Origin of the sequence: Micromonospora sp. A202 (assembly GCF_006715105.1) — a bacterium.
Taxonomy (GTDB): Bacteria; Actinomycetota; Actinomycetes; order Mycobacteriales; family Micromonosporaceae; genus Micromonospora; species Micromonospora zamorensis.
In genome coordinates, this window is record NZ_VFMP01000001.1 from 1,852,144 (window position 1) to 1,875,359 (window position 23,216).

Sequence of the window (23,216 nt, forward strand, 5' to 3'; positions counted from 1 at the left end):
CCCCATCTCCCTGGTCCGCGCCCGACGTGGCGGCGGTACCGCTGAGGAAAACCTATCGCCCCGAGCGGCCCGACCCGATCTCGGCCCGACGCTGGTCAGCTCGCCGGGTCGGCCCGCAGGTAGGTGAGCACCGCCAGCACCCGACGGTTGGTGTCGTCGCTCGGTGGCAGGTCGAGCTTCAACAGGATGTTGCCGACGTGCTTGCCGACCGCCGCCTCGGTGACGTGCAGCCGGAGGGCGATCGAGGCGTTCGACCGGCCCTCGGCCAGCAGCGCCAGCACCTCGCGCTCCCGGGCGGACAGCGCGGCGAGCGGATCGCGGGGGCGGTGCAGCAGTTGCCGGACCACATCCGGGTCGATGGCGGTGCCACCGGCCGTGACCCGGCGCAGCGTGTCGACGAACTCGGTGACCTCGGCCACCCGGTCTTTGAGCAGGTACCCCACCCGTTGGCCGTCTCCGCTGTCCAGCAGCGCCGCCGCGTACCCGGTCTGCACGTACTGGCTGAGCACCACGACCGGCAGGTGGGGTCGCTCGGCACGCAACGCGACGGCTGCGCGCAGCCCGTCGTCACGGCGGCCGGGCGGCATCCGGATGTCGGTCAGCACCAGGTCCGGTTCATGCTCGCGGGCGGCGTCGAGCAGGTCCGGCGCGGAGCCGACCGCGGCGCAGACCGTGAAGTCGAAGCGGGTCAGCAGCGCGACCAGGCCCTCCCGCAGCAGCACCTCGTCCTCGGCGAGCACCACCCGGGTCAGCGACGGCACGGCAGCTCCACCCGGACCAGGGTAGGCCCGCCGGGCGGGCTGGACAGCAACAGCCGTCCGTCCACTGCAGCGACCCGGTCTGCGAGACCGGTGAGGCCCGTACCCCGGGTCGGGTCGGCACCGCCCCGGCCGTTGTCGGACACCTCGACCACGAGGTCGCCACCGGCCCGGGTGAGACGGACGTCCGCGCTGGTCGCGCCGGCATGCCGGACCACGTTGCCGATAGCCTCGGACACCACGAAGTACGCGGTGGTCTGGACGATCTCCGGTAGCTCGTCGTCGAGGTCGGCGCGGACGGTGACCGCGACGGTGGCCGCGTCGGCCAACTCGCGTACGGCGCCGGCCAGGCCGAGATTGGTGAGGCTCTGCGGCCGGATGCCGTGCACCAACTGGCGCAGCATCACCATCAGGCCCCGGGCCTGCTCGTGCGCCACGGCGAGCGGCCGGGCGGCGGGGGAGTCCTCGGGTACGTCCAGTCGGGCCAGGCCGAGCTGGAGGGTGAGGCTGGTCAGGCGCGGCTGTGCGCCGTCGTGCAGGTCCCGTTCGATCCGGCGGCGTTCGGCCTCGTACGCGCCGACCAGCCGGGTGCGGGACCGGGCGACCTCGCGCAGCGCCGCGGCGTCGACCGGCGGGGCCAGCGCCCACCGGGCCACGGCGGCCTGGGCGGCGGCCAGCAGACCGACGGCGTACCACAGCACCGGGATCAGCAGCACGCCCACGATCGCGTACGGGATGGCTTCGCCGGTGGTGTCGATCGGCTGCCAGATCACGACGGGCTGGTTGGAGTCGCCGGCCAGCCAGGGGCTGGTGATCATCCCGAGGTCGAGCAGCACCACCACCAGGAACACCCAGTACGCGACCGGGGCGACCCCGCCGAGCCAGAACAGGTACGCCGCCTCCCGCCACCCGGCGGCGCTGCGGTAACGGGCGGCCAGGCCGGGCCACGGTGACGTGGGCAGTGGGCGGCCGTCGACAAGCCCCAGCCGCCACCGCTCGATGACGGCCACCGGGAAGCTCATGAGCGGCGCCAGCGCCAGCAGGGTGAGACTGCCGACCGCCAGGAACAGCATGAGGGGGATGCTTGGCGGCCGGCCGTGCAGCAGCAGCGCGTTGAGGGCGGCGAAGAGGGGCGCGCCGATGACGAGCAGCCCGACGGCGAGCACGCCCGCGATCGGCAGTGTGCTGACCAGGTAGGCCAGCGCCCGCCATGGCCAGGCGGAGACCAGCCAGTCGCGGCAATGCAGCGCCTTGGCCAGGTGAGAAGGGCTTTCCGGGGTCATGCCAGAGACGCTAATCGGGGACGGCTGCGCGCCCCAGCCGTCCAGATCCACTTCCGAGGTATGCGCAGCACTACCCCGAACGGCCGTGCGGCGCTGTCCGAGGACCGCGAGGCCAGCTCACCCGGTCGCGCTGGCCGTTGCGCGTCAAAGCGGCGTCACGATCGCGCCGATCGGCGTAGCGGAAGCGTGAAAGCCCTGGCCGGCGCCGCCCCGTCGCGGTGCCATTGCCTTCGGCGGGCCCGAAGTACGGGTCTCCGCCCTCGCCGGAGGCGTGCTGTGGTTGTCGATCAGGAGCAGAAGACCGCCATGGTCGGCGGGTCGACCCCGACCGGGGTGAGCGTGGCGATCGGTTGGACGGTGCTGATCGGCGCCGCGCTGCTCGCCGGGGCGCTGTTCTCCCCGGCCGAGCTGCCCGCTCGGACGCTGGTCATGTCTGTTTTCGCCGGGGCGTACGCGGCGGTGGTGGCCGATCTTCGCGCGGTCGTCGCGGTGACCGGGCTGGGCATGGCGACCTTCGTCGGCTTCCTGGCTAACCGCTTCGGTGATCTGAGCGCGGGCGGGGACGCCTGGTCGTACGCCGTGGTGATCGCCTTCGCGGCCACGCTCGGCGCGGGTTACCGCTGGTTGCGGTCGGTGCCCCCGGCGGCCGAGTGACCGCCGGCAGGGCCGGGGTGCGGCCAGCCGCGCGGCGTACGTCGTACGCCCGCGTTGTTAGGATGGCGGCACCATGGCGAGTGAGCGCAAGGCGACCGCGGACCCGGCCCGCAGCCTGGCCATCCTCTGGCGCACCCGGGAGCCGACCAGCCGCAGCGCCGGGCCCGGCCTCAGCGTCGACCGGATCGTCCGGGCCGCGATCGACATCGCCGACGCGGAGGGTCTCGACGCGTTGACCATGCGACGCGTCGGCGAGGCGCTGGGCGTCGGCACCATGTCGGTCTACACGTACGTGCCGGGCAAGGCCGAACTCGTGGACGTCATGGTCGACACCGCGTACGGCGAGATGCCGCGACCCGCTGTCGAGGGTGACTGGCGGGCCCGGCTGGAGCGGATCGCCCGCGACAACCTGGCGCTCTACCAGCGGCATCCCTGGATGCTGCGGGCCGAGACGACCCGACCGGTGCTCGGCCCGCACCTGCTGGCCAAGTACGACTACGAGCTCGGCGCGGTCGTCGACATCGGTCTCAGCGACGTCGAGATGGACGCGGTGCTCACGCTCGTCCTCGGCCACGTGAAGAGCGCGGCGCGGGCCGCCTCCGAGGTGGTCGACCTGGAGCGCCAGTCCGGCATGACCGACGGCCAGTGGTGGCAGTCGCACGCGCCCTGGCTGGAGACGTTCATGACGGCCGGCAGCTATCCGATCGCCTCCCGCGTCGGCACCGCGGCCGGTCAGCAGCACGGTGCCGCGTACGGCCCGGAGTACGCCTTCGAGTTCGGTCTGCAACGCGTCCTCGACGGGATCTCGGTGGTGGTCACCGAGCGGGCGGCCTGATCAGCTCGGGCCGGGCACGCAGGTATTCGCCCAGCGGGCCGGCTGTGCTCACCCGCTCATCGTAGGAGCCGTCACCGGTGCCCATCCTGGTCCTGCCAGTCCCAGGAAAAGCAGGGATCCGGCTGGCACCGGCCGCCTGGGTGACAGTGTCGGGGTAAGCGTGATCGAGAGACGGGACAGCAATGACAACTCGGATCAACACTCCCTTCGGTTTCGCCTCGACCGCCGACGAGGTCCTCGCCGGTGTCGACCTGACCGGCAAGCGGGCCGTCATCACCGGAGGCGCCGCCGGCATCGGCGTCGAGACGGCCCGTTCGCTCGCCGCCGCCGGCGCCGAGGTGGTGCTCGGGGTACGCCGGGTCGCCGCCGGCGAGCAGGCCGCCGCCGACATCGCCGCCAGCATCGGTGCGGACCGGGTCAGCGCCCGCGAGCTGGACCTGGCCGACCAGGACTCGGTACGCCGGTTCGTCGCCGGCTGGGACCAGCCCCTGCACATCCTGGTCAACAACGCGGGGATCATGGCGCTGCCCGAGTTGGAGCGCACCGCCGAGGGCTGGGAGATGCAGTTCGCCACCAACTTCATTGGGCACTTCGCCCTGACCGTGGGCCTGCACGACGCCCTCGCCGCGGCCGGTGGCGCCCGGGTGGTGTCGGTCAGCTCCAGCGGGAACCTCTTCTCCCCGGTGATCTTCGACGACCTGCACTTCGCGTTCCGGCCCTACGACCCGCTGCTCGCGTACGGGCAGTCCAAGAGCGCCGAGGCGTTGCTCGCGGTCGAGGCGACCCGCCGCTGGTCCGGCGAGGGCATCCACGCCAACGCGCTCAACCCGGGCGCGATCGCCACCGGGTTGCAGAAGCACACCGGCGGGCTGCGTACGCCCAAGGAACGGCAGAAGACCCCGCAGCAGGGTGCCGCCACCTCGGTGCTGCTCGCCGCGTCCCCGTTGCTGGACGGCGTGGGCGGTCGCTACTTCGAGGACTGCGCCGAGGCGGCGGTCGTCACCGAGCGCCCTGCGGACTACACCGGTGTGGCGGCGTACGCCGTCGACCCGGGTAACGCCGAACGGCTCTGGAATGTCGCGTCGGACCTGATCTCTCATCGCGTCGGCACCACCGGCCGCTGAGTACGACGCGCCGATGGATGACACGCCGCACCAGCAGCGGCCCGGTCGGCACGACGTCGTGGAGTTGCGGGTCCACGGCGTGTCGGGGGCGCGACCGGAGCAGGTCCTCGGTCGGGCGCACGTCCGGCAGGTCGCGGGTGACGACAGCGGTGGTTTCCACCGCGCCGCCGAATCGGAGGACGCCGAGCCCGACGGTGTGACGCTGGAGGCGTACCGGTGGGGTGACCTGCCCTCGGGCACCGTGGCCCGGACGCTCTCGCTGGTCTTCCTGTTGCCGTTCATGCTCAGCAACGTGGCGGTCTGGATGCGGCCGACCGACCGTCGCAGCGGCGCCGGGGTCACCGTGCTGTGCCGGCTCCTCGCCCTGAACCTCACGGTGTTGTACGTGGTGTCCATCGGCGGGGTGGCCCTCGACCTGCTCGCCTGGCGGTGTCTGGGCGCGGCCCGGTGCCGTGGTCCCTTCGACACCATGGCGGGGTTGGACGGACGGGAGGTCGGGCCGCGGTTGGCGGTGCTCGCACTGCTGCCGATCGCTGCCGTCGCCTTCCTCCGGCTGCTGGGCACCCGTCGGCCCCGTCCGGCCGGCAACCCGTTGTGGGCCGTCGAGCCGATGGTGGGACGGCTGCGCGCGGTCCACGTCGCCGCCGCGCTCGCGGTGCTCAACCTGATGCTGCTCGTGGCCCGGACCGCCGGCGGTGCGACGGCCTCGACGACGGTGCTGCTGACGTTCAGCGCGGCGGTGCTGCCGGTCTGCGCCGTTCTGCTCGCCGTCCCCGGCCTGCTGGACCGGGCGGCGACCATGCGGATGGTCACCCGGACCGCCAGCACGGTGGGCGCGGTGGCCGTTGCTCTGAGCGTGGCCACCCTCGTCGCCGTCGCCCTCGATGAGCGCCCCTGGCCGTCGTCGGACGGGCTGCCGGGCTACGACGAGGTCGTGAACTGGGCGCTGCTCACGCAGATGACGCTGCTGGTGGCGCTGAGCGGGCTGGTGCTGTGGCACCAGGGCCGGGGAGGCCGCCGCAACGCGCTGCCGCGGGGGCTGGGTGCGGCGGTGGTCGCGGCCATCGCGGTCGGCCTCGGCAGCGCGTTCGCCGCCAACCTCGTCTACCAGAGCGGCAACCTGCTCGGCGGCTACCGCGGTGACGGTGGGCCGCCGCTGCCGTACCAGTGGACGCTGTTGGCCTTCTTCGTGCACGTCATCGCGGGCGTGGTGTTGTGCGGTGGGCTGACCCTCCTGTCGCGACGCCGCCGGTGGCGGGCGGCGGCGGCGATCACCGCCCGCGACTTCCCGGCGGTGGGGCCGGAGGGCGCCGAGCGGCTGCGACAGGTGACGAGGGCGGTCGCCCGCGCGCGGTTCGTCGAGTGGCTGGGACTCCTCGCGATCACGTACGCGGCCCTCTCGGTGATCGGTCTGGCCACGAGCCTGTTGAGGCTGACCGACCTGGCACCGGACCAACTGGCGTGGCGTGTCCTCGGGCTGCCAGCCGGGGCCGTCGGCATGGGGCTCGCCCTGGGCAGTTATCTCGTCGCCGCGGTGCTGGTGGCCCTGATCCTCGGAGGCGTGTTCGCCTACCGCACGGCGTGGTTCCGCCGGCACGTCGGCATCCTGTGGGACCTGGGTACCTTCTGGCCCCGGGCCGCGCACCCGTTCGCACCGCCGAGCTACGCCGACCGTGCGGTGCCGGAGCTGGCCGACCGGATCACCCACCTGACCGAGCGGCACGACGGGGTGCTGCTCTGCGGGCACAGCCACGGGTCGGTGCTGCTCGCTCTCGCGGTGCTGCGGCTGCCCCCGCGGGTACGCCAGCGCGTCGTCCTGCTCACCTACGGGTCGCCGCTGGACCGCCTGTACGCCCGGCTCTTTCCGGCCTATCTCAACGAGACGGTGCTCCGCGCGGTGGGGGACCGTGTCGAGTGGCGGTGGCTCAACCTGTGGCGGGACACCGACCCCGTCGGTGGTTGGATCTTCGCCCCACACCGGCCCGGCGATCCGCCCCCGGACCCCGCCGACCCGGCCGGCCGGGTCGACCGGCGGTTACGGGATCCACAGGGCCTGCTGCCTCCTCCGGGGGAGCGCCGTCCGCCACCGGTGCGGGGGCACCATCCGGGCGAGTCCGATCCCGACTTCCGGGCGGCGATGAGCGAGCTCGCCCGACGCCTCCGTCACTGAGGCTTCCCGACCGCGTGCCGGTCAACCGTCCTCGGTCGACCTGTCGGTCTCCGCCACCGTCGCTCGGACCTTTCGCAATGTGGCATCCGGCGCACGGATCGCGGCCCGCCAGCGGTCCAGCGTCCGGTTGAGGATCCGGACCAGGAACTGCAACTGGTTGACCTGCTCGCGGAGCACGTTGAGCTCGGAGCGGGCGTTCAGCGCCTCACCCTCCAACTGGGTGATCCGGGTCTGCAACGGCTGCACCAGGGTGAGGGCGGCCTCGGTGAGGGTGTCGGCGGCATCGGCCTTGAACTTGCCCCGTTGCACCACCACGGTGGCGATCGCGGCCAGGCCGGTGCCGCCGCCGAGGATGCCGAGCACACTGAGCACCATCTGCACCCAGTGCGGTGCGGCCGGCGCCGGAGAAGTCATCACGTGACACCCGCCTGCAACTGTTCGTAGCTCACCAGCTCGCATGCCTGGGCCAGCCTTCGCAGGTCGACGGCGATCTGCGCCGCCCGCCAGAGCGACCCGATCGTCACCGCGACGACGAACGACGTCGCGACGATGGACTGGCGGCCCGACATGGCCACCACGGACACCGCGTACATGCCGGTGATCGTGCCGAGCACCAGCACGGACGCGAGTTCGATTCCCAGCCCGGTGGAGAGCCGGCCGGGCCACACGATGCCCAGCAGCCCGCCCACACCCACCGCGATGAGACCCAGCTCCCAGGCGACCTGGATGGGCACCGGCATGGCCGTCTGCACGGAGGTCGGCCGGACCTCGAGGGTCATCATCAGCACGCCACAGACGGGTGCCGCGGCCAGGACAGCGATCTCGTACGGCTGGTGGCGGGATCGGATACGGAGGTTTCCCACGGCAACTCCTTGGTCGAGGACCGGCGTCCAGCAGCGGCCGGTGGGCCGGTGCCGTTCGGTGGGTCGCGACTGTGGAGCGGCGGTTCCGTGCGGCGTGGCCCGTTGGTGCGCTGCCTGTGGACGGTCGTTGAGCGAGAAAGCTGCGACTCGCCGTCGTTGGCTGCCGATATCTGCCTGTGTAGCACCGATGACCGGTTGTCGTCCACCAGGTGCAACGTCGTGTTACCGCAGCTCAGAGCCCATTTCGTGCCGGATTCGAGTGTGTCGGGTCGCTCGGAGCGCGGCGACCCGACCGCACCATCACCTCGGTGACGAAGAGTGTCGGATATCTTGCCGAGGGTGACAATGGTGCGATCGGGTCGCCGATCGGGTCAGCGGGCGAGCAGGGCCCGCAGTGCCCGGACCACCTCGGCGGGTGCCTCCTCCGCCATGAAGTGCCCGCAGGTGACCGTCCGATGCTCCAGATCCGGAGCCCAGGCGCGCCACACCGCGGCCGCGTCGTAGCCCAGCGCGGCACCCCAGTCCTGCTGGAGCACGGTCACCGGCACCCGCAGCTGGTTGCCGGCCTCCCGGTCGGCGGTGTCGTGGGCGACGTCGATCCCGGCCGACGCCCGGTAGTCGGCGACGATCGAGGTGACCGCCTCCCGGGACGCGCGCAGGTACTCCGCCCGGACGTCCGCCGGCATCACCTCCCGATCACGGGTCCAGACGTCCAGGAAATGGCCGAAGAAGGCGTCCGGGCTGCCGCCGATCAGCGCTTCCGGCAGACCGGGCGGCTGTGCCATCAGGTACAGGTGGAACGCGACGGCGGCGGAGGTGCCGTGCAGCACCTCCCACGTGTCGAGGGTGGGCACCACGTCGAGCAGCGCGAGATGGCTGATCACCTCCGGGTGGTCGAGACCGGCGCGGAACGCGACCAGGGCACCACGGTCGTGGCCGGCCAACGCGAACCGTTGGTGGCCGAGCGCGGCAGCCAGCGCCACGACGTCGGCGGCGAGGGTGCGCTTGGCGTACCCGTCGCCGTCGGGGTCGAGGGGCTTGTCGCTGTCGCCGTAACCCCGCAGGTCGGGGCAGATGACCGTGTGGTCGGCGGCCAGGTCGGCCGCGACGTGCCGCCACATGAGGTGGGTCTGCGGAAAGCCGTGCAGCAGCACGATCGCCGGCCCGGAGCCGCCCACGGCGACGTTGAGCGTCACACCGTCGGCGACTGTCACACGGCGGTAGTCGAATCCGTTGATCCTGGGGTCCACGGGAAACCTTCCTGGTGAGCGGTGCCGGCAGGGGCGGTGGCCCTCGCCGTCGTACCTGGTCGAGCCTGCGCGGTGGTGATCAGCGGGCGATCAGTGCCGAGTCAGTGCGGTCCGCCCGGCGCGCCTAGATTGATGCCATGACCAGGCAACCGACGGCACCGGACGCGGTGACCTTCGGCGTCCTCGGGCCGGTGACCGCCGTGACCGCGCGTGGCCCGGCCCCGCTGCGCGGGCACCGGCAGCGCCTGGTGCTGGCGCGGCTGCTGATCGCCCACGGGCGGGTGGTGCCGGTGGAACGTCTCGTCGACGACCTGTGGGAGGTCGCAACCGACGGCGCGGTGGGCGCCATCCGCACCTTCGTCGCCGACCTGCGCCGGGCCCTGGAGCCCGACCGACCACCCCGGCAGCCGCCCCGGATCCTGGTCACCGAGCCACCCGGGTACGTGCTGCGGGCCGCCCCGGACGCGGTGGACGCCGGACAGTTCGAGGCGGCCGTCGGCGAGGCGGGCCGGTTGCTGGCGGCGGGACGTCCCGCGCCGGCCCTGGTGACGCTCGACGGGGCAATGCGGCTCTGGCGCGGGCCCGCGTACGCGGACTGCGCCAACGAGCCCTGGGCGGTCGCCGAGATCAACCGGCTGGACGAGTTGCGGATGCTGGCCGTCGAGCGGCGCGCGGAGGTGCTGCTGGCACTGGGTCGGCCCGACGAGGCCGCCGCCGACCTGCCGGCCCACCTGGCCAGCTATCCGCTGCGCGAGGATGCCTGGCGGTTGCTCGCGGTGGCCCGCTACCGCGCCGGGCGACAGGGCGATGCGCTGGCCGCGCTGCGCGAGGCGCGACACGTCCTGGTGACCGAACTGGGCGTGGACCCCGGGCCCGAGCTGCGCCGGTTGGAAGCCGACATCCTGGCCCAGGCGCCGCACCTCACCCCGGCCCTCGACGACGCCGCCACCCCCAGCCCCGTGCGAGCCGTCGAACCGGGTCCGGCGCGGCAGCGCCCGTTCGTCGGTCGGGACACCGAGCTGGATCGCCTGCGGCAGGCCGCCGAGGCCGCGTCCCGCCGCCGCGAACCCACCCTCGCGCTGCTCAGCGGCGACCCGGGGGCCGGCAAGACCGCGATGGCCGAGACCCTCACCGAGCGGCTCGCCGCCGAGGGCTGGACCACGGCATGGGGACGCAGCCCGGAGTACGAGGGCGCGCCGCCGGCCTGGCCGTGGACCCAGATCACCGACGCGCTCGCCGGACCGGCCGATGGCCTTGTTGCCGACGATGGCTCGGGTGATCCCGCCGGGACGCGCTTTCGCCGACACCGTGCGGTGGCGTCACTGGTCTCGGCGGTCGCCGACCGCGGGCCGGTGCTGCTGGTCCTCGACGACCTGCACCGCGCCGACGGCGACACCCTGGACCTGTTGACCGCCCTGCTCACCGGCCCGCAGCCGGCCACCGGGCCGGTCTTGATCCTCGGCACCTACCGAGCCACCGAGATCAGCCCCGAGCTGACCGCCGCCCTGGCCCGCGCCGCCGGGCTGGAGCCGATCCGGGAGTATCTCGCCGGCCTGCCCGTGTCGGCGACCGACGAGTTGGCCCGAGCCGTCGTCGGTGCGGCACTGGACCCGGCCACCGCCCGGTTGATCCACGATCGCAGCGGCGGCAACCCGTTCTTCGTCCGGGAACTGGCCCAGTTGTACGCGAGCGAGGGGGAGGCCGCGCTGGCCGCGGTGCCGCCCGGGGTGCGCGACGTGATCCGGCACCGGTTGGCGCAGCTACCCACGCCGACGCGTACGGTGCTGCGGCAGGCAGCCGTGCTCGGCCGGGACCTCGACCCGGAGGTGCTCGGTGCGCTGGCCGGTGACCCCACCGCCGTGCTGGACGCCGTCGACCGCGCCCTTCAGGCCGGCTTCCTCACCGAGCGGGAGCCCGACGGGCGGCTGCGCTTCACCCACATCCTGGTCCGCGACACGCTCTACGCCGATCTGTCCACGCCGCGCCGCGCCGCCTGGCACGCGGCCGTCGCGGAGGTGCTGCGACAACGGGAGCCCGTGGAGCCGGCCGCGCTCGCGCACCACCTGCTCCGCGCAGGCGGACCGGTCGCCGCCGGTCGTGCTGCGGCGTACGCCCGCACAGCCGCCGAGCAGGCCGAACGGGGCGGTAACCCGCACGAGGCCGCCCGCCTCTGGGGGCAGACGATCGAGGCGTACGACCGCGCTGGTGCCGGCGAGCAGCGCGAGCGGTTGACGGCGTTGCTCGGTCTGGGACGCGCGCTGGCCGTGACGGGCCGGCTGGCCGAGGCACGGCGACGGCGTGCCGAGGCGATCACCGCCGCCGAGTCCGTCGGCGATCCACTCCTGATCGAGGAGGTGCTGGCCGGCTTCGACGTGCCCGCTATCTGGACGCGCAACGACGACGACCTGCTCTCCGGGCACATCGTCCGCGCTGCCGAGCACGCCCTGACCGCTCTCGGCCCGACCGGTTCGGCTCGGCGCAGCCGGCTGCTGAGCACCCTCGCGCTGGAGCTGCGCGGCGCCACCACCGACCGGGGCCGCCGTGCGGCGCACGAGGCCGAGACGATCGCCCGGACCGTCGGTGACCCGGGGCTGCTGGCCTTCGCGCTCAACGCCCGCTTCATGCACTCCTTCGACCGCGTCGGCCTGGCCGCCGACCGGGCCCGGATCGGCGCCGAACTGGTCGACCTGGCGGCCCGGCACCGGCTGGTTACCTTCGAGGTGCTCGGTCACCTCGTCCTGGTCCAGGCACACTGCGCGCTGGCCGACCGGCCCGCTGCCGATGCGCACGCCCGCGCCGCCGACCGCCTCGCCGAACGGTACGAGCTGCCGCTGGTCGGCGTCTTCACCAGCTGGTACGCGGCACTGCGCCTGGCTCTGGACGGCGACCCGGCCGCGGCGGCGGACGCGTACCGGTTGGCTGCCGACCGGCTGAGCGCCGACGGCATGCCGGGCCTGACCCGCGGGTTGCTCCCGCTCGCCCTGCTCGGCCTGCGGCTCGCCGAGGCCGTCGGCGGTGACCGGCCGCACGCCGGTCCGGACCAGCCGATCCCCGGACCCGACGGCGCGGGCTGGGCGGACGGGCCCGGCGGCGCCGGCTGGGCGGACGGGCCCGGCGGCGCGGGCTGGGCGGACGGGCCCGGCGGCGCGGGCTGGGCGGACGGGCCCGGCGGCGCCGGGTGGGCGGAGGGGCCCGGCGGTGCCGGGTGGGCGGATCTGGACTGGGGGCCGCACGAGCCGTGGGTGCGGCCGTTGCTGCTGCTCGCCGACGGTGACCGGGACGCTGCCGAGGCGGCCCTGCGGACCCTTCCGGACGGGCCGCACGATCTGCTGCGGGAGGCGCGGCTCTGCCTCGTCGGCCAGGCGGCGCATGCCCTCGGGGACCGGGTCACGATGGAACGGGTCTACGTCGAGCTGCTCCCGGCGGCGGATGAACTGGCCGCCGGCAGTGGGGTGCTCACCGTCGGCCCGGTGGCCGGGCACCTCGCCGCCCTGGCCGACGCGCTGGGCCGCGACGAGGAAGCGGCCGCGCACCGCCGCGCCGCCCGCGCGGTCACCGCCCGGGCCCGCGCAGTCACGCCGGCGCCCTGACCGCCCGGGCCCGCGCCGTCACCCCCGCGCCCTGACCGCCGCCCGCTGCCGGCGGCGACTTGCCGATTCGCGTCGGAACCCCGCGGCGGGTGCGGTCAGATGGAACCACCGGCGCGTCCACCGTCGGCCGTCGATCAAGGGGGTACGCCGTGGAGGTGCTCGTCCTGATCGTGGTGCTCGGCGCGACCGTCCTGATCGGCACCACCCTCGGCGGTCGGTACCGGGTCGCCCCGCCGGTCCTGCTCATCGCGTTCGGGGTGCTGCTCGGCCTGACGCCGCCGCTGTCCGAGGTGACCCTGGAACCCGACCTGGTGCTGCTGATCTTCCTGCCGGCGATCCTGTACCGGGAGAGCCTCACCATCAGCCTGCGCGAGATCCGGGCCAACCTGCCGGTGATCGGGCTGCTGGCCGTGGTCCTGGTGGTGCTCACCATGGTCACGGTGTCGTTGACCGCGCAGGCGTTCGGGGTGAATCCCGCCGCCGCCTGGGTGCTCGGCGCGGTCCTCGCCCCGACCGACGCGGCGGCGGTCACCGGTCTCGCCAAACGGCTGCCCCGGAAGCTTCTCACCACCCTGCACGCGGAGAGCCTGATCAACGACGGCACCGCGCTGGTGGTCTTCGCCGTGGCCGTGGGTCTGCTCAGCCAGAGCGCGGAGCCGGGCGTGCTGGGCATCGGCGAGGAGTTCGTCGGTGCCAGCGTCGGTGGGGTGGTCGCCGGTCTGCTGGTGGGGGCCGCCGTGGTGCTGATCCGCAAACGGCTCGACGATCCGCTGCGCGAGGGCGCGCTCAGCGTGCTGACACCGTTCGGCGCCTTCCTGCTCGCCGACTCGGTGCACGCCAGCGGTGTGCTGGCGGTGGTGGTCGCCGGCCTGGTGCTGGCCTATGCCGGCCCCCGGGTGATCCGCGCCCGGTCCCGGGTGCTGGCGTACGCGTTCTGGGACCTGTCCACGTTCCTGATCAACGGCGGTCTGTTCGTCCTGCTCGGCACGCAGATTCCTCGCGCGGTCCGGGGCATCACCAGCACCTCGGCCCAGCGGGCTCTGCTGATCGTGGTGATGGTCACCCTGGTCGTCGTCGGCACCCGCCTGGCATTCGTCTACCTGACCGCGCAGGTCGCGAAGCTGCGGCGCCGCCGGATCCTCGACCCGAGCCAGGGGCCGTCGAGCTGGCGGGTGGGAACAGTTGCCGGCTGGGCCGGTTTCCGGGGCGCCGTGTCGCTCGCCGCGGCCCTGGCCGTCCCGACGATGACGGCCTCCGGTCGACCGGTGGTCGAACGAGACCTGATCATCTTCGTCACCGCGCTGGTGATCGTGCTGATCATGCTCATTCAGGGCACCACCCTGCCGCTGGTGGTGCGCTGGGCCCGGCTGACCGGCGACCCGGAACGCGTCGACGAGACCCGCAACGCCCGGCGGCGGGCCACGGAGGTGGGCCTAGCGGCTCTTCCCCGGGTCGCCGCCGAGATCGGCGCCCAGCAGGAGGCGGTGCAGAGGTTGGAAGCCGAGTACCAGCGGCATCTGGCGGACCTCAGCGAGAGTGGCGGGAGCACGGCCGAGGAGCGCCGGCTGGAACGCAGGCTGCGCCTCGGGGTCCTCGCCCACAAGCGTCGGGAGGTCACCCGACTGCGGGACAACCGGGAGATCGACGATCTCGTGCTTCAGGAGCTCCAGGCCGCGCTGGACAACGAGGAGATCCGGCTGCTGGGTCGCGGGCCCAACGAGTGAGGACCTGCGCCCCTGCTCCCGGTCGGCTCAGAGCACCTGGGCGAGGAAGCGGCGCAGCCGAGGATGCTCGGCCCGCTCGAAGACCTGCCCGGGCGGACCGGCCTCCAGCACCACGCCCCGGTCCATGAAGGCCACGGTGTCGGCGACCTGCCGGGCGAAGCCCATCTCGTGGGTGACCACCACCATGGTCATGCCAGCGGCGGACAGGTCGGCCATCACCGCGAGGACGCCCTTGACCAGCTCCGGGTCGAGCGCGGAGGTGGCCTCGTCGAAGAGCATCACCTCGGGTCGAAGTGCCAGCGCCCGGGCGATCGCGACCCGCTGCTGCTGACCGCCGGAGAGCTGAGCGGGTCGGGAGTTGGCCTTGCCGGCCAACCCCACCAGCTCCAACTGGGCCCGTGCCACGGACTCCGCCTCATCCTCGCCGAGCTTGCGGAGCCGGCGCAGCGCGAGGGTGACGTTGCGCAGCACGCTCATGTGCGGGAAGAGGTTGAATTGCTGGAACACCATGCCGACCCGCTGCCGCAGCGCGTCCGGGTCGTCGGCCAGCACGCTGCGTCCGTCCAGCAGCACGTCGCCACGGTCCGGCTCGATCAGCCGGTTGATGGTGCGCAGCAGTGTGGACTTGCCCGACCCGGACGGGCCGATCACGCAGGCCGTGGCTCCGCGCGGCACCGTGAGGTCGACGCCGCGCAGCACCCGGTTCGGTCCGAAGGCGAGGTGCACGTCGCGGACGTCGAGGCTGACCGAGGTGGTCGTGTCGGTGCTCATCGCCGGTCTCCTTCGGTCGGGGCGTACGCCGGGGTGGTGTCTTCGTCGTCCTCGTCTGTCGGCGCGGCGACCGGCCGACCGTTGCGCAGCCGTCGGTCGATCCAGTTGACGACGTGCGTCAGCGGGACGGTCAGCGCCAGGTAGAACACCCCTGCCAGCAGGAGCGCCGACTCGTTGCCGGTGGTGGCCGCGTAGTCCTGCCCGATCCGGAACAGCTCCCGCTGGCTGGCCACCAGGCCGAGGAAGTAGACCAGACTGGAGTCCTTGATCAGCGCGATGAGCTGGTTGACCCAGGCCGGCAGCACCCGCCGGATGCCCTGCGGGATGATCACCAGCCGCATCGAGTCGGACCAGGAGAAGCCGAGAGCACGGGCACCCTCCAACTGGGCGGCCTCCACCGACTGGATGCCGGAGCGGAAGATCTCCCCGATGTACGCGGCGGCGATGAGCGACAGCGCCAGGATCCCCAGCGGGTAGGGATCCGGTCCCCAGACCTGCATGCCCAGCGGGGCCAGCCCGACGCCGATCAGCAGGATCGTGGCCGCGGCCGGCAGGCCACGGAACACGTCGGTGTAGACCCGCGCCGGCCAGCGCAGCCATCGGCTGCGGGAGATTCCGGCGACGGCCAGCAGCAGGCCCAGCACCGAGCCGAGCAGGGCGGCGGAGACCGCCAGGATCAGCGTGTTGGGCAGCCCGACGGTCAGCATCTCGGGCAGCGCCTCGCCCATCGCGTCCCAGTCGAAGAAGGTTTCCCACAGGGTGCTCAACGGATCCATCGGTTGCCTCTCCTACCGCCCTGCTCGCTCGTCACCGGTTCAGGACGCGGTCGACGTGGACGCCGACGGCGCAACGGACCCGGACGCCGACGGCGCAACGGACCCGGACGCCGACGGCGCAACGGACCCGGACGCCGACGGCGCAACGGACGTGGACGCCGACGGCGCAACCGACGCGGACGGTGCCGCCACGGTGCCGCTGCCCGGCGTGAAGTCCGCCGGGATCGGCCGGCCCGGGTAGTACTGCGCCTGCAACCGGCTCCACGTGCCGTCCGCGATGACCTCGTCGAGGCCCTTGTTCAGCGCCTCGCGCAGCTTGTCGCTGCCCTTGGCGACGGCGTACGCGGTAGGCGTCGGGCTGAGCTGCTTGGCAGCCACGGTGATCTTGCCGTTGCTGTCGGCGGCCGACTTCTCGCCGATCTCGGCCGGGGCGATCCACGCGTCGGCGGTGCCGGCCTTGAGCTGGTTGAGCGCACCGTTGTAGTCCGGCACCCGCACCGGGTCGAGCTGCTTGCCGGTGGCGTAGTCGTCCTGGACGGTGCCCTGCACCACCACGACCCGCTTGCCGGCGAGCTGGTCGAAGCCGGTGATCGGGGAGCCGGCCGGGACGTCCAGGCCGAAGTAGCCGAAGTCGTAGCCGTTGCCGAAGTCGACTGTCTTCTTCCGCGCCTCGGTGATGGTGATCGAGGAGCTGCCGACGTCGAACTTGCGGTTGTTGACCTGGGAGAGCAACGCGGAGAAGTCGGTGCCGACGAACTCCACGGTGAGGCCGAGCTTGCCGGCCACGGCGGTCAACAGGTCGTTGTCGAAGCCGGTGAACTTCCCGTCCTTGAGGAAGACGTTCGGCGGGGCGTCGGTCAGGGTGCCGGCCCGCAGCACGCCCGGCTGAGCCAGGCCGTACGGGTTGGCGGTGGCGTCGGACGAGCTGTCGTCGCCGCAGGCGGTGAGCGCGGTGGCGGCCAGGATGGTGGCCGCGCCGAGGGCTGCGGCACGGGCCAGGGCAGGAAGAAGTCGCACGGGTGTCTCCGAGAGGTCGTGTCTCGGCACGCACGGGTGTGCGTCGCCGACGGTGCGCCCGATGGGCGTACCGGTGAGGGAGAGGGTTCGGGAGAAGTGCTGCGCTAGTGCGTCATGCCGCGACAGGCGGCTCTAGTGCGTGGTGCCGCGACAGGCGGCGCTGCACATTCGCATCATGTCCACGTGCCGTCGCCGGGTCAGTGCCGGCGAGGGCCAACCGGCGCGGAGTTCCGCGACGTCGGTCGGTGGGGCGGTGCTGAGGATGCGCATGGTTCTCCCGGGTCTGTGCTGACCTGGGTGCCAGGCCACGCTTGCACCGACGTCGTGCCGGTGCCTGGTCTTCACCCGGGGCACCCCACCGCGGAGGAGGGTTGCCGGCCAGCGAGCCGGGGCTTCGCGCTGGCGCTCATGACCTGGGCCGAGGCTAGCAGCAGGCACCGGTGGGTCGTCCAGTCGTTATGACCACGCTCACCGCGCGCGACGGGGTGCCCGGCCCCGCAGGTCAGCCGGCGTGTACGTGCGGCCGGCGGCGCGGGTCGGGCTCCTGGCGGCGCAGGATCTCCCGGGTGACCGAGGCGATCGCACCCTGCCCGAACGCCAGGTAGCGCAGGATGTTGCGGCCCGGGCTGCCCTCGCTCCACTCGAAGTAGATGTGTGGGCGTCGCCGGCTCCGGTCGCGGATCTTTAGCAGCAGGGCGGCGAGCGCGGTGGGCACCGAGGAGCTGGCCAGGCTGAGCACCGGAAAGCGGTGGTCCGCCATGCTGCCGCGGACCAGCAGCTCGGTTTCGAAGTCCGAGGGGTCGGTGACGTGCACTTCGACGAAGATGACGTCGCTGTCGTCGGGGAAGTCGTTGTCCGCCATGGTCTGTGCCAGCTTGGCGCGGTACTCCGCCACGTCCCGGTGGTCGGGTTCGTGCGCGATGAGGCGGATCCTCCGCCCGGTGCGCTCGTCGATCATCCGGGTCGCGACCGGGTCCAGCTCGACCTGGCTGACCCGCAGCTCGTAGGCCCGGGACAACCGGGAGAGCACCGAGACCACGATGATCGCGCTGATGAAGCAGGCCGCGATCTTGACGCCGTCGGGGCGTTCCACCACGTTCGCCACCGTGGTGTAGATGAAGATCACCGCGATGGTTCCGAACGCGATGGTGCGGCCGTGCTGCCGTCGCCGTCTTGCCGCGAGCGTCACCGCCGTCGCCGCCGACGTGATCAACACCAGGACCCCGGTGGCGTACGCGCCGCCCTGCGCGTCCACGCTAGCCTCGAAGAGGATCGTGATCAGGAACGCCACCGCGGTGAAGACCAGCACCAGCGGCCGGACCGCACGCGCCCAGGTGGGTGCCATGCCGTAGCGCGGCAAATACCGGGGTACGAGGTTGAGCAGACCGGCCATCGCCGACGCCCCCGCGAACCAGAGGATCCCGATGGTGGACAGGTCGTAGACGGTGCCGAACACCTCCCCGAGGTGCTCGTGCGCCAGGTAGGCCAGCGCCCGGCCGTTCGCCGGCCCACCCGGCTGGAAGGCCTCCGGCGGGATCAGGACGGTGGTCGTCACGCTGCTGGTGATCAGGAAGACGCTCATGATCACTGCGGCGGTGGTGAGCAGCCGGCGCGCGCCGCGGATCCGGCCCAGCGGGCGAGCCTCGGAGTCCTGCGGGTCGCCTCGTACGCTCGGCATGACGGCCACCCCGGTCTCGAAACCGGACAGCCCCAACGCCAGTTTCGGGAAGACCAGCAACGACAGCCCGACCACCATCCAGGGATCGCCGTGCCCGGTGCTCAGCGTGGTCGTCCAGTCCTCGACGGCGCTCGGGTGCGTCACCACCCGCCACAACGAGTCGACCATCACCACCGCGTTCAGCCCCAGGTAGAGCGCGACCAGGACGACGGCGATCCCGATGGCCTCGGTGAATCCCTTGAGGAACACCGCGCCCAGCAGCGACACGAGCACCAGCGTGACCAGCACCTCGTGTCCCTTGAGCCCGCTGGGCCAGAACGGGTTCTCGTCGATGTGCGCTGTCGCGTCGGCCGCCGAGAGGGTGATGGTGATGATGAAGTCGGTGGCCGCGAAACCGAGCAGCACCAGCACCAGCAACTTGCCCGGCCAGTAGCTCAGCAGGCGTACGAGCATCGCGATGGAACCCTCACCGTGTGGGCTCTCCACCGCCACCCGCCGGTAGACCGGCAGCGCGCCCAGCAGTGTCACCAGCACCAGCACCAGGGTCGCCACCGGTGAGAGCGCTCCGGCGGCCAGCGCCGCGATGCCCGGCTGGTAGCCGAGCGTCGAGAAGTAGTCGACGCCGGTCAGGCACATCACCCTCCACCACGGGTGGTGCCGGTGCTCCGGCGGTCGCCCGTGCGGCCCCGGGTGCTGCACGGGCTGCTCCGAGCCGGTGCCGAGCAGCCACCTGCGCAGCCGGCCCGCGCGTCTGTCGACCTCCACCGGCGCGTCCCCCGTCATCCCGCCCATGGTCACCGTGAGTATCCGCCCGCGCTACGGCGCCCGTCCGCCGGTGCGCGGAAGTCAGCGGCCGCCGCAGCGGGTTTCGGGCCCGGGGCAGGGGGGAAGCAGCGCCCCCGGGTCGGCGGGCGTGCGCCGTGCCGGGCGTCGCCGGGGGAGGGGACAGGGCATGGTCGGTGGCCGTCGCTTCCGCCCGGGTGGTGGCTTCGGTCGCCAACTCGACGAGTACGAGACCAGGGTCGGCGTGCCGCCGTCCACGGAGTCGGCCACTCCGCCCCCCAGCGGTCTGGTGGACAGCGCGGTCTACATCCGAGGCCACCGGTTCGCCTCGCCGTCCGGCCTCGCCGAGACGTACCGCTGCCTGCAGGAGCAGGACGGCGCGATGGCCTGGATCGGTCTGTACCGGCCCGACATCGAGCAGATCACCTCGCTGGCCCGGGAGTTCCGGTTGCACGACCTGGCGGTCGAGGACGCGATCAACGCCCACCAGCGTCCCAAGCTGGAACGGTACGGGGAGACCCTGTTCGTGGTGCTGCGCGCCGCCCGCTACGACGACCTGCGCGAGGAGGTCGAGTTCTCCGAGCTGCACCTGTTCATCGGGCCGGGCTTCGTGGTCACCGTCCGGCACGGTGAGGCACCGGACCTGGCCGCGGTGCGGCGGCGGTTGGAGACCGAGGCGCACATGCTCGCCCGGGGCCCGGAGGCGGTGCTGTACGCGATCCTCGACCAGGTCGTCGACGGGTACGCGCCGGTGGTGGCCGGGCTGGAGAACGACATCGACGAGATCGAGACCGAGGTGTTCGGTGGCGACCCGAACGCGAGCCGGCGCATCTACGGCCTCAGCCGCGAGGTCATCCAGTTTCAGCGGGCCGCCCGCCCCCTGCTCACGGTGCTCGACGCGCTGGCCGACGGCGCCGGCAGCGGCAGCGAGGACGAGGAGCTGCGCCGCTACCTGCGCGACGTCACCGACCACCTGACCCAGGTCGTGGAGCGGGTGGACGGGTTCCGGCACCTGTTGCAGAACATCCTCACCGTCAACGCCACGCTCGTCTCGCAGCAGCAGAACGAGGAGATGCGCAGCCTCACCGCGGCCAGCTACGCGCAGAACGAGGAGCTGAAGAAGGTTTCGTCCTGGGCGGCGATCCTGTTCGCTCCCACGCTCATCGGCACCGTGTACGGGATGAACTTCGTCCACATGCCGGAGTTGAACTGGCGCTTCGGCTACCTGTTCGCGTTGTTGCTGATGCTGTTGGTCTGCGGCACTCTCTACCTGATCTTCAAGCGGCGCGGCTGGCTGTGAGCCGCGCGGCCGGGATCACTCGATGCCGCGCAGGATGTGCCGTTCGTCCTCGACGTCGTCGTCGCCGGCACTGATCCGGCCGAGCAGCACGGCGGCGGCCCAGATCGTCAGTGGCGTGGCCGCCCCGGTCATTCCGCCCCCGGTCCGGTCGTCCCGGGTCTGGCTCCGCTCCGCGCGCGGTGGCCTGCGCTGAGCCTGCATAGGCACTGCCTCTCCTCGTCGAAGCCGCCTCGGCGACACGGGGTGCGCCCGCGCCACCGGCCGGGCCACCCGCGCTCGGGCAGGTCACCACCGGTACGGCATCCATGTCGAACCATCCCACGTCGGGCCGCGTCACCACCGCTTGTTTTCAGTTTCCCGACTGTCGCCCGCCAAACCGGACATTTTGTGGGTGCCTCCCGCGCCCGTCAGGGGGCAGACCCTGGACAGTGCTCAGGGCAGTGGATGGGCGATGCCGCGCGCGTGGTCGGTGAGCGCCGCGCCGACCACGGTCGCGGCCAGCGGCAACACCTCCAGACAGCGCCGCACCGCGGCGGCCATCAGCGCGTTCGGCACCCGCATGGAGAGCGTGCAGTGCGGCACCCAGCGACCCGGCTGGTAGTGCTCGGCCAGCGGGATGCCGGCGGCGGTGAGCCGGTCGGACACCAGGCGTTGGTGGGCCAGCAGCTCCGGGGTGGGCGCCGGGCCGAGCCAGAGCACCCGACCGACGAACTGGCCGGCGTGTTGGAAGTCGAGGCGCAGCGGGGCCGCGACCACAGTCCCGCGCAGCGCCTCGGCGACCTGCTCCGGGTCGAAGCGGGGCGCCACCGCGAGAGAGACGTGCGGTCGGTGACGCCGCTCCAGCAGCGAACGCATGCTCTGCACGCCCTCGGCCTCCAGCGCGTCCCACAGCACCCGGATGCGGCGGCTGGCGTCCGGGTCCAGATACAACTCCAACGCCGCGACCATTCGATCACCGTAGCGGCCGAGGTTTGAGCACCCGCCTCCGGCGGTACCTGGTGCGAAACCGACCAGGAGGCGTGCCCGGTGGACGTGAGTGACCTGCTGACCGAGACGTACGACCGGCTGCCCGACCTCGTCCGCGCGGCGGTCGACGGGCTCAGCCCGGAGCAACTGCGCCACGAGCCCGGGCCGGACACCAACTCGATCGGTTGGCTGGTCTGGCACCTCACCCGGGTGCAGGACCACCACGTCGCCGACCTGCTCGACGCCGAGCAGATCTGGGTGAGCGGCGACTGGGCGGGCCGGTTCGGCCTCACCGCCGACCCCGACAACACCGGCTACGGGCACTCGCCCGGGCAGGTCGCCGCGGTGCGACCGGAGAGCGCACAGGCGCTGATCGACTACTACGAGGCGGTCGCGTCGCGTACCGGATCGTTCGTGGCCGGCCTGCGCCCGGCGGACCTGGACCGGGTGGTCGACGAGGCGTGGGACCCGCCGGTCACCCTCGGCGTCCGACTGGTCAGCATCGCCGAGGACGACCTGCAACACGTGGGCCAGGCCGCCTACGTACGCGGCCTGATCAAGGCCGGCTGACCTGGGTCCGCCGGGCTCAGGGTACGATCACCGCCCGGCCGTCCAGTGTGCCGTCGCGCATCTGCCGGTACGCGTCGAGGGCGTCGTCCAGGGCGAAGGTGGTGGTCCTCGGCCGGATCAGGCCACGGGCACCCAGATCGAGCACCTCGACCAGCTCCGGGCGACTGCCCCAGTAGGTGGTCGCGATGCTCACCTCGTAAGGCACGGAGAAGAACGACACCGCCACGGTGCCCCCTCCGATGCCCACGATGGTCAGGTCACCCACGGTGCGGGCCGCCGCCACACCGAGCGCCATGGTGGCGTCCGCACCGACGAAGTCCAGCACCACGTCGGCACCCCGACCGCCGGTTGCCTCGCGGATCTCCTCGGCGGCGGTCGGACCCGACATCACGGTGCGGTCGGCGCCGCACTCCTCGGCCAGCCGCAGCGCCTCGGCGCGGGTGTCCACCGCGATGACCCGCGCGGCTGTGGTGGCCTTGAGGATCTGCACGCCCACATGCCCCAGCCCGCCGACCCCGATGACCACTGCCGTGCTGCCCGGCGGCAGCTTCGCCCAGGACCGCCGGACGGCGTGGTACGGGGTGAGGCCCGCGTCGGTCAGCGGCGCGGCGTCCACCGGATCCAGCCCTTCGGGAAGGGGTACGACGTGCCGGGCGTCCGGGACCAACTCGAACTCGGCCATGCCGCCGTCCAGTCCGAGCCCGCCACCCCCGCTCGGCACCGGTGCACCGGCAGGGTTCTCGCAGTACGGGTCGACGCCGACCCGGCACCGGGCGCAGGTGCCACAACCCCACGCGCCGAAGACGGCTACCGGTTGCCCGACGGACAGCCCGGTCACGCCGTCACCGAGGGTGTGCACCCAACCCGCGTTCTCATGGCCGAGGGTGAACGGTGGGTTCCAGGGCATGGCGCCCGGCTCGAAGTCGTCCATCAGGTGCAGGTCGGAATGGCAGGCGCCGGCACCGCCGATCCGGACCACCACCTGACCCGGCCCGGGCGTCGGGTCGGGGACCTCGACCAACTCCGGTTCCGACTTCCACTCCCGCAACCGCAGCGCGCGCATCCGATGCTCCCGTCCGTCCTGACTCTCGGCTGGACCGGTGG

At 72.6% G+C, this 23,216-nt stretch carries 21 protein-coding genes and 1 riboswitch; of the genes, 8 read left to right on the forward strand and 13 right to left on the reverse strand.

The window, feature by feature from the left end; genetic code table 11:
* Positions 1 to 95 precede the first annotated feature (95 nt).
* Together FBZ33_RS08555 and FBZ33_RS08560 are read right to left on the reverse strand one after the other, a co-directional pair.
* Positions 96 to 761 carry a response regulator transcription factor gene (locus FBZ33_RS08555; protein WP_088947172.1) on the reverse strand — a complete coding sequence of 222 codons (666 nt, stop codon included), beginning with the start codon at positions 759 to 761 and terminating at the stop codon, positions 96 to 98.
* Positions 749 to 2,041: a sensor histidine kinase gene (locus tag FBZ33_RS08560; protein ID WP_141908623.1), complete on the reverse strand. Its 1,293-nt coding sequence runs from the start codon at positions 2,039 to 2,041 to the stop codon at positions 749 to 751. Before FBZ33_RS08560 ends, FBZ33_RS08555 begins: the two co-directional genes overlap by 13 nt.
* Positions 2,042 to 2,317: 276 nt before the next feature.
* Here FBZ33_RS08560 and FBZ33_RS08565 point away from each other — a divergent pair, with 276 nt between their 5' ends.
* The 4 genes from FBZ33_RS08565 (at position 2,318) to FBZ33_RS08580 (ending at position 6,824) form a co-directional block, all read left to right on the forward strand.
* Positions 2,318 to 2,695: a hypothetical protein gene (locus tag FBZ33_RS08565; RefSeq protein ID WP_141908624.1), complete on the forward strand. Its 378-nt coding sequence runs from the start codon at positions 2,318 to 2,320 to the stop codon at positions 2,693 to 2,695.
* A 73-nt stretch (positions 2,696 to 2,768) separates the two neighbouring features.
* On the forward strand, positions 2,769 to 3,530 hold the full coding sequence (locus FBZ33_RS08570; protein WP_141908625.1) for a TetR/AcrR family transcriptional regulator: 762 nt from the start codon (positions 2,769 to 2,771) through the stop codon (positions 3,528 to 3,530).
* A gap of 182 nt (positions 3,531 to 3,712) precedes the next feature.
* Complete coding sequence (locus FBZ33_RS08575) at positions 3,713 to 4,654, forward strand: SDR family NAD(P)-dependent oxidoreductase (RefSeq protein WP_141908626.1); 942 nt, start codon at positions 3,713 to 3,715, stop codon at positions 4,652 to 4,654.
* Between the two features lie 13 nt (positions 4,655 to 4,667).
* Complete coding sequence (locus tag FBZ33_RS08580) at positions 4,668 to 6,824, forward strand: hypothetical protein (RefSeq protein WP_141908627.1); 2,157 nt, start codon at positions 4,668 to 4,670, stop codon at positions 6,822 to 6,824.
* A gap of 21 nt (positions 6,825 to 6,845) precedes the next feature.
* On the opposite strand, the gene FBZ33_RS08585 is transcribed toward FBZ33_RS08580, so the two are convergent.
* The 3 genes from FBZ33_RS08585 to FBZ33_RS08595 form a co-directional block, all read right to left on the reverse strand.
* Positions 6,846 to 7,238 carry a hypothetical protein gene (locus tag FBZ33_RS08585; protein WP_141908628.1) on the reverse strand — a complete coding sequence of 131 codons (393 nt, stop codon included), beginning with the start codon at positions 7,236 to 7,238 and terminating at the stop codon, positions 6,846 to 6,848.
* Positions 7,238 to 7,687 (reverse strand): hypothetical protein, encoded by a 450-nt coding sequence (locus FBZ33_RS08590; RefSeq protein ID WP_141908629.1) that lies wholly within the window; start codon positions 7,685 to 7,687, stop codon positions 7,238 to 7,240. Before FBZ33_RS08590 ends, FBZ33_RS08585 begins: the two co-directional genes overlap by 1 nt.
* Before the next feature lie 371 nt (positions 7,688 to 8,058).
* Complete coding sequence (locus FBZ33_RS08595; RefSeq protein ID WP_141908630.1) at positions 8,059 to 8,937, reverse strand: alpha/beta fold hydrolase; 879 nt, start codon at positions 8,935 to 8,937, stop codon at positions 8,059 to 8,061.
* 137 nt (positions 8,938 to 9,074) lie between these two features.
* Between FBZ33_RS08595 and FBZ33_RS08600 the strand changes: the two genes are divergently transcribed.
* Complete coding sequence (locus tag FBZ33_RS08600; RefSeq protein WP_141908631.1) at positions 9,075 to 12,527, forward strand: BTAD domain-containing putative transcriptional regulator; 3,453 nt, start codon at positions 9,075 to 9,077, stop codon at positions 12,525 to 12,527.
* Between the two features lie 149 nt (positions 12,528 to 12,676).
* Positions 12,677 to 14,251: a Na+/H+ antiporter gene (locus FBZ33_RS08605; RefSeq protein ID WP_141908632.1), complete on the forward strand. Its 1,575-nt coding sequence runs from the start codon at positions 12,677 to 12,679 to the stop codon at positions 14,249 to 14,251.
* A 27-nt stretch (positions 14,252 to 14,278) separates the two neighbouring features.
* On the opposite strand, the gene FBZ33_RS08610 is transcribed toward FBZ33_RS08605, so the two are convergent.
* The 5 genes from FBZ33_RS08610 to FBZ33_RS08625 form a co-directional block, all read right to left on the reverse strand.
* Complete coding sequence (locus tag FBZ33_RS08610; RefSeq protein ID WP_141908633.1) at positions 14,279 to 15,022, reverse strand: amino acid ABC transporter ATP-binding protein; 744 nt, start codon at positions 15,020 to 15,022, stop codon at positions 14,279 to 14,281.
* A complete protein-coding gene (locus FBZ33_RS08615) occupies positions 15,019 to 15,798 on the reverse strand; it encodes an amino acid ABC transporter permease (RefSeq protein ID WP_141908634.1) in 780 nt (259 codons plus the stop codon). The genes FBZ33_RS08610 and FBZ33_RS08615 overlap by 4 nt, the downstream gene beginning before the upstream one ends.
* Positions 15,799 to 15,837: 39 nt before the next feature.
* Positions 15,838 to 16,815, reverse strand: coding sequence for an ABC transporter substrate-binding protein (locus FBZ33_RS08620; protein ID WP_141908635.1), 978 nt, complete (start codon positions 16,813 to 16,815; stop codon positions 15,838 to 15,840).
* 132 nt (positions 16,816 to 16,947) lie between these two features.
* Complete coding sequence (locus FBZ33_RS32665; RefSeq protein ID WP_185755253.1) at positions 16,948 to 17,085, reverse strand: hypothetical protein; 138 nt, start codon at positions 17,083 to 17,085, stop codon at positions 16,948 to 16,950.
* Positions 17,086 to 17,117: 32 nt separating this feature from the next.
* Positions 17,118 to 17,229: riboswitch (SAM riboswitch) on the reverse strand.
* Between the two features lie 88 nt (positions 17,230 to 17,317).
* A complete protein-coding gene (locus tag FBZ33_RS08625) occupies positions 17,318 to 19,276 on the reverse strand; it encodes an amino acid transporter (protein WP_141908636.1) in 1,959 nt (652 codons plus the stop codon).
* 169 nt (positions 19,277 to 19,445) lie between these two features.
* On the opposite strand from FBZ33_RS08625, the gene corA reads away from it, so the two are divergent.
* A complete protein-coding gene (gene corA, locus FBZ33_RS08630; protein WP_141908637.1) occupies positions 19,446 to 20,576 on the forward strand; it encodes a magnesium/cobalt transporter CorA in 1,131 nt (376 codons plus the stop codon).
* Between the two features lie 15 nt (positions 20,577 to 20,591).
* On the opposite strand, the gene FBZ33_RS08635 is transcribed toward corA, so the two are convergent.
* Both FBZ33_RS08635 and FBZ33_RS08640 read right to left on the reverse strand, forming a co-directional pair.
* Positions 20,592 to 20,783 carry a hypothetical protein gene (locus FBZ33_RS08635; RefSeq protein ID WP_141908638.1) on the reverse strand — a complete coding sequence of 64 codons (192 nt, stop codon included), beginning with the start codon at positions 20,781 to 20,783 and terminating at the stop codon, positions 20,592 to 20,594.
* A gap of 225 nt (positions 20,784 to 21,008) precedes the next feature.
* On the reverse strand, positions 21,009 to 21,524 hold the full coding sequence (locus FBZ33_RS08640) for a 2'-5' RNA ligase family protein (protein ID WP_088947185.1): 516 nt from the start codon (positions 21,522 to 21,524) through the stop codon (positions 21,009 to 21,011).
* A gap of 78 nt (positions 21,525 to 21,602) precedes the next feature.
* Between FBZ33_RS08640 and FBZ33_RS08645 the strand changes: the two genes are divergently transcribed.
* Entirely contained in the window at positions 21,603 to 22,112 is a 510-nt protein-coding gene (locus FBZ33_RS08645; RefSeq protein ID WP_141908639.1) for a DUF664 domain-containing protein, read from the forward strand.
* Positions 22,113 to 22,128: 16 nt separating this feature from the next.
* On the opposite strand, the gene FBZ33_RS08650 is transcribed toward FBZ33_RS08645, so the two are convergent.
* On the reverse strand, positions 22,129 to 23,175 hold the full coding sequence (locus FBZ33_RS08650; RefSeq protein ID WP_141908640.1) for an NAD(P)-dependent alcohol dehydrogenase: 1,047 nt from the start codon (positions 23,173 to 23,175) through the stop codon (positions 22,129 to 22,131).
* Positions 23,176 to 23,216 lie beyond the last annotated feature (41 nt).